Genomic DNA, 6,202 nt, shown 5'->3' with positions numbered 1-6,202 from the left:
GAGGCGTTCGTCGAGGAGCCGGCCGGTCATCTTGGGGAACCAGAAGTAGACCCCGGCGAAGGCGGCGAAGACGATGGTGCCGAAGAGGACGTAGTGGAAGTGGCCGACGACGAAGTAGGTGTCGGTGGTGTGGAAGTCGGCCGGCGGGCTGGCCAGCAGCACCCCGGTGAGCCCGCCGAAGAGGAAGGTGACCAGGAACCCGACCGAGAAGAGCATCGGCGTCTCGAAGGTCAACTGCCCCTTCCACATCGTCCCGATCCAGTTGAAGAACTTGATTCCGGTCGGTACGGCGATGATGAACGTGAACGCGGAGAAGAACGGCAGCAGCACCTGGCCGGTGGCGAACATGTGGTGCGCCCAGACGGTCATCGAGTAGAGGAAGATGACGATGATGGCGAGGACCATTGTCTTGTAGCCGAACAGCGGCTTGCGGCTGAAGACCGGGATGATCTCGCTGATGATGCCGAAGAACGGCAGCGCCACGATGTAGACCTCGGGATGGCCGAAATACCAGAACAGGTGCTGGTAGAGGATCGGCCCGCCGTGGTCGGCGGCGTAGACGTGCGCGCCGACCACCCGGTCGGCCAGCAGGGCCAGCAGCGTCGCCGCCAGCAGCGGGAAGACCACGACCGCCATCAGCGCGGTGATCAGCATCGACCAGGTGAACAGCGGCATCCGGAACATCGTCATGCCCGGTGCCCGCAGGGTCAGGGTGGTGGTGATCAGGTTGACCGAGCCGAGGATGGTGCCCAGTCCGGAGATCACCAGACCGACCACCCAGAGGTTGCCGCCGATCCCCGGGCTGTGGTCGTAGCGGCTCAGCGTCGGGTACGCCGTCCAGCCGAAGTCGGGCCCCCCGTTGGGGATGAGGAAGGCGCCGAGCACCATCAGGCCACCGAACAGGTACAGCCAGTACGCGAGCGCGTTGAGCCGGGGGAACGACACGTCCGGGGCACCGATCTGCAACGGCACCAGGAAGTTGCCGAACGCGAACGCCAGCGGGGTGGCGAACAGCAGCATCATGATGGTGCCGTGCGAGGTGAAGAGCTGGTTGTACTGCTCCGGCGAGAGGAACTGCATTCCCGGGCGTGCCAGCTCGGCCCGCATCAGCAACGCCTCGATCCCCGCTGCCAGGAAGAAGCCGAACGACGTCGTCAGATAGAGCAGCCCGATCTGTTTGGCGTCGGTGGTGGCCAGCAGGCGGAGGAGTTGGCTGCCCTTGACCGCCTCCCGGACCGGCCCCGGATATCCGCCCGAGCGGGCCGGGGCCAGGATCAGCCGCCCAGGGTCGTGTCCGGGTTCGGTGGTTACCCGTTTCCGCATCGCGGCTCATCCCATCGACGAACGGACTGGCAGGGCGAGGGTGTGGCACCGGCGCGCCGAGGCCCGGCAGGCGGAGCTGCCGGCGGGGCGCCCCGGCAGCTCAGCCGGCGGGTACGAAGACGGCCCGCACACAACCGTCGAGCTTCTGCTTGAACATGTCGTAGCCGCGCGGCGCCTCGTCCAACGGCATGGTGTGCGTCGCGAGGTGCTCGGTGACCAGCTCGCCCCGGGCCATCCGCTCCAGCAGCATGGGGATGTACCGCTGCCCGTGCTGCTGGGCGCCGCGCAGGGTCAGCCCCTTGTTCATCAGCGCGCCGAGCGGGAACTTGTCCACCATGCCGGCGAAGACACCGAGCACGAACACGCTGCCACCCTTGCGGCAGTTGTAGATCGCCTCCCGGGCCGCCACCGGACGGTCGGTCTCGATCCGCAACTGTTGCTTCACCTGGTCGTACCAGAGCTGCGGGCCGCCGCTGTGCGACTCCATCCCGACCGCCTCGATGCAGACGTCGGGACCCCGGCCGCCGCTGCGTTCCAGCAGTTCACCGCCGACGTCCTGCCGCTCGTAGTTCAGCGTCTCCACCCCGAGGTGCCGCTGCGCCATCTCCAGCCGGTCGTCGAGCCGGTCGATCATGATCACCCGGTCGGCACCGAGCAGGACGGAGGCGCGGGCCGCCATCTGCCCGACCGCCCCGGCGCCCCAGATCGCCACCACGTCGCCCGGCCGCACCCCGCCGAGGTCGGCCCCCATCCAGCCGGTCGGCGCGGAGTCGGAGGCGAAGACGGCCCGCTCGTCGCTCACCCCCTCCGGTACGGCGAAGGCGCCCTGGTCGGCGTAGGGCACCCGGATGTACTCGGCGTGGCTGCCGGCGAAGCCGCCCAGCGCGTGCGAGTACCCGTAGCAGCCGCCGGGCGCGAACCCCCAGACGCTCTCGGTGATCACCGGGTTGGTGTTCCCGTTGTCGCAGAGCGAGTACTGCTTCTGTTGGCAGTACCAGCACTTGCCGCAGGAGACGAACGAGCAGACCACCACCCGGTCCCCGACCCGGTGCTTGCGCACCTGCGGACCGACCTCGACGACCTCGCCGAGGAACTCGTGCCCGATCACGTCGCCGCGCTCCATGAACGGCACGTACCCGCCGAGCAGGTGCAGGTCCGACCCGCAGGTCACGGTCTGGCGCACCCGTACGATGGCGTCCTGGTCGTTGCGGATCTGCGGATCCGGCACCTGGCGTACGGCGAGTTCGTTGGCCCCTTCCCACACCAGCGCCTTCACAGCCGGCCCTCCCTGCGCCCGTGCCGGGTGGCCAGTTGGAGCGGCTTGTTCAGCAGGGTCGACTCGGTGGTCGGCGGATGGTCGGGGTGCAGCACCTCGCTGGTCTCGATGAGCTGCTTCGCCTCCCGCAGCGCGGCCCGGATCGCCTGCTCGGGATCCCGGCCCATCGCTCGCCGGACCGCCTGGGCGGCGGGGAGCCGGGCGCCGTCCCTGAGCCGTACCGCGATCTCGGTGCCCCGGTTGCCGGCTGCCGGCCGGACCTGGATCTCGACCGCGTCGCCGAGGCCGGTCAACGGCTCCGGCAGTTGGCCGTCCACGGCGATCTTGTCTGCCGGGCGGTTCACGGTGGCGACGTGCCAGCGCGGTCTGCGGCGGCCGACGAGGCGCTGCGGCCACTGCCCGTCGCCGCGCGCCGATCCGCCGAGCAGCCGCCGGGCGACCAACCCACCGGCGACCATTGCCGCCCCTCCGACCAGCCACCTCATCTGTCGGCCCCCGTCGACGTCGAATGCTGACGCGGGGCGGTCGCGACCAACCAGCGAGCCCCACCGCGCAAACCCTCTCACAACGGACGCATGCCCCAGGGGGAATCCTGATACTTCGCCCGACTCGACCACGCCCCGACGCGGCTCCGGTACCCGCCCGTATGCGTCGAACGGGAGCGGGCGCTACCGGGTACCTTCCGGGCCTGCCGCCCGCTGCCGCTGCCAGTCCGCCCGGTCCAGCGCGTACTCGACGTCGCCGTGCTCGTCACCGGGGATCCGGTCCGGCCAGTCCGCGTGGAACACCCGGACCAGCCGCAGGCCGGACTTCTCCATCACCCGCCGCGACGCGGTGTTCACGACCATGGTCTCGGCCAGCACCCGCCGTACGCCCTGCTCGGTGAAGGCCTTGTCGATCAGCGCCCGGCTGCCCTCCGTGGCGTACCCCCTGCCCCAGGCGGAACGGCGGAGCCGGTAGCCCAACTCCGGCTCGTCCGCCGGATGTCCCTCACCCGGCCGAAGGTGGAACCACCCGAGGAACTCCCCGGACGCCCGCTCCTCGACGGCCCAGAACCCCAGCCCCGGCGACTCACGGTAGTAGCGCAACCAGCGCGGCAGCACCACCTGCTCGACGTACTCCCGGGGCGTCGGCCGACCACCGTTGATGAAGTACATGACCTCGGGGTCGGCGTCGAGCGCGACGAGATCGTCGACGTCTGCCCTGGTGAACTCCCGGAGCACCAGACGCGGGGTCGTGAGATAGGCGGCCATCGGTTCACTATGCCGCGACCGGGCAGCTAGCCCAAGGTGTCGAAATCGGCGATGACCTCGTCGATCGTGTGTCGAGCCTCGGCCGCGTACCCGGGTGCCCGGTCCTGGTAGTAGGGCAGCGCGATGAGCGCGATCGACAGTGCCCGGCCCCGGGCCCGCCGCCAGGTGGCATCGTCGGCGTCGACCGCCGCCCGGAACGTGCCCCGGGCGCCGGCCGGCAGCAGGTTCCAGGCGACGATCAGGTCGCAGGCCGGGTCGCCGACACCCACGGTGGCGAAGTCGATGACCGCGCTGAGCCGCCCATCAACGGTAAGCAGGTTGCCGGGCATCAGGTCGGCGTGCACCCAGGTGGGCGGGCCCACCCACGGCGGCGCGTGCAGGGCGTCGTCCCAGGCGGCGGTGGCCGCGTCGGTGTCGACGGTCCCGCGCAACTGGGCGATGGCGTTCCGGGTGTGCACGTCCAGGTCCGCCAACGGCCCGCCCCGGTAGGCCGCCGGACCGTCCGGTAGCGCGACGGACCGCAGGGCGCCGACGAATCCGGCCAGGTCGGCGGCGAGGTCGCCCGCTGCGGTGAGCCGGCCGGGGACCGGGTTGGTGCCGGGAAGCCAGCGCAGCACCGACCAGTTCCACGGGTACCCCTCGGCGGGTTTCCCCACCGCCACCGGAGCCGGCACCGCGACCGGCAGGTACGGCGCCAGCCGCCGTAGCCAGCGGTGCTCCTCGGCCTCCTCGCCCGCCGCCCACGGCACCCGGCACAGCCGCACCACCAGTTCCGGGCCCAGCCGGAACAGCGCGTTGACGGTGCCGGAGGCGGCCACCGGACGCACCGGTTGGTCCGCCCACTCGGGGAACTGCCCGGCGACCAGCCGGGCGACCAGCTCCGCCGAGATGTCGATCTCATCCTCGTGCATCTTCGGGACGGGCAAGACAGCTCTCCTGATCAAGGGGCAGACTTGCGGCAGCATCGCCGATGGACGGGGGGCGGGGCAACCGGGTTAGGCGTTACCGCCGTCACGCCGACGCTCCCGATCGCCCGCGCGGGACAGGAGGACTCATGGCACCGACCTCGACGCCCCTGCGCAAGTGGGGGTCCCTCACCATCGGGCTGTTCGACGCCGCCGACCCGCGCCGGGGCCACGAGACGACCCTGGAGATCATCGCGCTCGGCGAACGGCTGGGCTTCGACAGCGCCTGGGTCCGGCACCCCCACCTCCAGTACGGAATCGCGCACGACGACCACGTGCAGATCCTCACCGACATGGCGACCCGACTCGGCCCGGCCCTCGGCTGGCGCCCGACGACGACGGCCGACCAGCCGGCGGAGCAGGCGTGACCGGCGACAGCGGGGAGGCCCGCCCCGGCCTGGCACCCGGTGCCCGCTCGCCCGTCGGCACCATGTTCGCGGCGCTCTACGGCGAGCTGACGCCGCACCCGTGGCGGGACCCGGACAGCGGCCGTGACGCGTACGCGCTGTTCTCCGAGCGGTCGCTCGCAATGGGGTGGCTGGACGACCTCGGCGGTGTCGTCCGGTTCACGGACCGGGGCGTCGAGGAGCGGACGACCGGGGCGGCGGGCCTGTGGGGCATGAACGACGCCGGGCAGGAGCACCCGCTCGCCGCCCCCGGCGCGTCGCTGGTCGCCTGGTTCCAGGTGGGGGTCGAGCCGCTGCCCGCCGACCGGCCGCTGCCGGTGCAGCCGTTCCTGCGCTGTACCGGTGACGTGACGGCCCGGATCGGCACCCTGGACCTGCGGGCGGTGCAGGTGCTGCTGCCCGTGCAGGGCCTCGATCCCGGATCGTCGCCCCCGGAGTACGCCGGGATGCCGTCCCTGCGTACCGCCGGCTGGTTCGGCGGCGGTGATCCGAGGTCACGTACGCCGGTGCGGGTCACCCTGGACAGCGGCCAGGCGCCGACCATCACCTCGGCGGCACCGCTGATCCGGGAACGGATGGGTCGGCTGGACCAGGACGTGTTCGAGTGCGAGTCGTACTCCCTGGACGACGCTGACCCGCCGCCGATGTCGCCGCCGTTCGACGACGGTTTCCGGAACGGCCCGACCCGGCACCGGGTGACCTTCCACGGGACGCTCGCCGAGTGGTCGCTCGATGCGCTCGGCTGGCTGGGCGGCTTCCTCGCCGACCTGGCCGCCGGGCAAGGGGTCGGTACCCCGGTGCTGTTCACCGCCAGCCGGTCGTAGCCGGCCGCTCGCGACTGGCGTCCGGGCGGCCCCGACCGGCGTCCGTCGTGGGTCGGAGGTCCGCCTACACCCACTGGCGCATCCACCGGGAGATCGCCTGGCGGCGGCTCGGCGTGGCCGAGATGAGCGACCCGACGGCCGACCGGGGAGTAGG

7 protein-coding genes are annotated in these 6,202 nt (G+C 71.5%); 2 read left to right on the top strand and 5 right to left on the bottom strand.

Translation table 11 applies throughout. The features are described 5' to 3' along the window. The 5 genes from AAH979_RS34580 to AAH979_RS34560 form a co-directional block, all read right to left on the bottom strand. On the bottom strand, window positions 1-1,323 hold a 1,323-nt coding region (locus AAH979_RS34580; RefSeq protein WP_346262333.1), incomplete at its 3' end, for a cbb3-type cytochrome c oxidase subunit I. Between the two features lie 100 nt (window positions 1,324-1,423). After that, complete coding sequence (locus AAH979_RS34575; RefSeq protein ID WP_346262332.1) at window positions 1,424-2,599, bottom strand: zinc-dependent alcohol dehydrogenase; 1,176 nt, start codon at window positions 2,597-2,599, stop codon at window positions 1,424-1,426. Further along, the gene (locus tag AAH979_RS34570; protein WP_346262331.1) at window positions 2,596-3,084 is read right to left on the bottom strand and encodes a hypothetical protein; all 489 of its coding nucleotides are present in this window, start codon (window positions 3,082-3,084) and stop codon (window positions 2,596-2,598) included. The genes AAH979_RS34575 and AAH979_RS34570 overlap by 4 nt, the downstream gene beginning before the upstream one ends. A gap of 183 nt (window positions 3,085-3,267) precedes the next feature. Beyond that, on the bottom strand, window positions 3,268-3,852 hold the full coding sequence (locus AAH979_RS34565) for a GNAT family N-acetyltransferase (RefSeq protein ID WP_346262330.1): 585 nt from the start codon (window positions 3,850-3,852) through the stop codon (window positions 3,268-3,270). A gap of 26 nt (window positions 3,853-3,878) precedes the next feature. Continuing rightward, on the bottom strand, window positions 3,879-4,778 hold the full coding sequence (locus AAH979_RS34560) for an aminoglycoside phosphotransferase family protein (protein WP_346262329.1): 900 nt from the start codon (window positions 4,776-4,778) through the stop codon (window positions 3,879-3,881). A 128-nt stretch (window positions 4,779-4,906) separates the two neighbouring features. Between AAH979_RS34560 and AAH979_RS34555 the strand changes: the two genes are divergently transcribed. Continuing rightward, window positions 4,907-5,185 (top strand): hypothetical protein, encoded by a 279-nt coding sequence (locus AAH979_RS34555; protein ID WP_346262328.1) that lies wholly within the window; start codon window positions 4,907-4,909, stop codon window positions 5,183-5,185. Beyond that, window positions 5,182-6,048 carry a hypothetical protein gene (locus AAH979_RS34550; protein ID WP_346262327.1) on the top strand — a complete coding sequence of 289 codons (867 nt, stop codon included), beginning with the start codon at window positions 5,182-5,184 and terminating at the stop codon, window positions 6,046-6,048. The genes AAH979_RS34555 and AAH979_RS34550 overlap by 4 nt, the downstream gene beginning before the upstream one ends. The last annotated feature ends 154 nt before the right edge of the window (window positions 6,049-6,202 follow it).

The sequence above is a fragment of the Plantactinospora sp. ZYX-F-223 genome (assembly GCF_039649625.1).
Taxonomy (GTDB): Bacteria; Actinomycetota; Actinomycetes; order Mycobacteriales; family Micromonosporaceae; genus Plantactinospora.
The sequence above is the reverse complement of the archived record's forward strand: the minus strand, read 5'-3'. Positions and strand labels throughout refer to the sequence as shown.

Excerpts from the sequence above, each read along its gene's own strand:
- AAH979_RS34565 (WP_346262330.1), bottom strand. The coding sequence starts at position 3,852 with ATGGCCGCCTATCTCACGACCCCGCGTCTGGTGCTCCGGGAGTTCACC.
- AAH979_RS34570 (WP_346262331.1), bottom strand. The coding sequence starts at position 3,084 with ATGAGGTGGCTGGTCGGAGGGGCGGCAATGGTCGCCGGTGGGTTGGTC.
- AAH979_RS34555 (WP_346262328.1), top strand. The coding sequence starts at position 4,907 with ATGGCACCGACCTCGACGCCCCTGCGCAAGTGGGGGTCCCTCACCATC.